The organism is Bradyrhizobium algeriense (assembly GCF_003062295.1).
Lineage (GTDB): Bacteria > Pseudomonadota > Alphaproteobacteria > Rhizobiales > Xanthobacteraceae > Bradyrhizobium > Bradyrhizobium algeriense.
The window spans coordinates 1-1,133 of sequence record NZ_PYCN01000153.1; the positions used below are offsets into that span (position 1 = coordinate 1).

The 1,133-nt window shown below is 62.2% G+C and carries 2 protein-coding genes; one reads left to right on the forward strand and one right to left on the reverse strand.

Going from position 1 to position 1,133, the window contains the following annotated elements; all coding sequences use genetic code 11:
• Positions 1-420 (forward strand): hypothetical protein (locus C7G61_RS42820; protein ID WP_202975840.1); only part of this gene is annotated, 420 nt, incomplete at its 5' end.
• Here C7G61_RS42820 and tnpC read toward each other — a convergent pair.
• A partial coding sequence (gene tnpC, locus C7G61_RS42825) for an IS66 family transposase (RefSeq protein WP_244608790.1) occupies positions 366-1,133 on the reverse strand: 768 nt, incomplete at its 5' end. The two genes, C7G61_RS42820 and tnpC, sit on opposite strands and share 55 nt — an antisense overlap.

The following is a 1,133-nucleotide window of genomic DNA, read 5'->3' on the forward strand; positions in this document are numbered from 1 at the left end:
CTGCGCGAGAAGCTTCGGAAGATCGAGGCGTTGTTCGTGGGTGCCGCCACTGCTGGTGAGCGCCTTGCGGCGGAAGCCGCGCTGCAGCGGGTGCGGGCCCGGGTCGAGGAACTCGCTCGCCACGATCCACCGATCGAACAACAATTCTCACTTCCCGACCAGTGGTCTCGGCACCTTTTTCTGGCGCTTTGCCGCCGATATGGGCTGCGGCCGTTTCGTTATCGCCGGCAGCGACGCAACACGGTGATGGTCCGTGCGTCACGGGGCTTCGTCGATCGAGTCCTGCTGCCGGAGTTCACCGAGCTGGAGGGTGCGCTGCAAGTGTATCTGCACGAGGTGACGCTGCGCGTGATCCGCGAAGAGATCTACGACGACGCCAGCGATGCGCAGGAAGTTCCAGATGCCCTGCCGTCGAACTGATCAGGCGGCGAGCTTTGCCTGCGAACTATCGCGCTCGGCCTTCCAATCCAATTCCACGGCAACAGCATGTGCAGCTGATTGATCTTTGTACGTCCGGAGACGATGCGCTCGAGAACATCGGTCAGATAGTGCCGCGGGTCGATGTCGTGCAGCTTTGCCGTGTTGATGAGCGATGCGAGGGTGGCCCAGGTTTCCGCGCCGCCCTCACTGCCGGCGAACAAGTAATTCTTCTTTCCCAGGCCTATCGGCTTGATGCTGCGTTCGACCGTATTGCTGTCGATCTCGATGCGCCCATCATCGATGAAGCGCGTCAGGCCTTCCCAATGGTTGAGGGTGTAGCGGATCGCCTTGCCAAGGCCGGATTTCTTCGAGACTTCCAGTAGCCGCGCCTCGAGCCAGGGTTTGAAGTCCTCGATCAACGGCCTGGTGTCGGTCTGCCGCACTGCAACCCGATGCGCCGCCGGCAGACCGCGGATGCGATCCTCGATGGCGTAGAACATCGCGATCCGTTGCAGCGCTTCCGCAGCAATCGGCGACTTCGTCGCGACGTGAACGTCCCAGAACTTCCGCCGCGCATGCGCGAAGCAGAACGCCAACTGCACCAGATGGCCGCCGTTCTTGATCAGGCCCTTGTAGGCGGCATAGCCGTCGACCTGCAGGATGCCGTGGTAGTCCCCGAACAGCTGCTTGGCGCGGATCGCCTTGCGATCCTC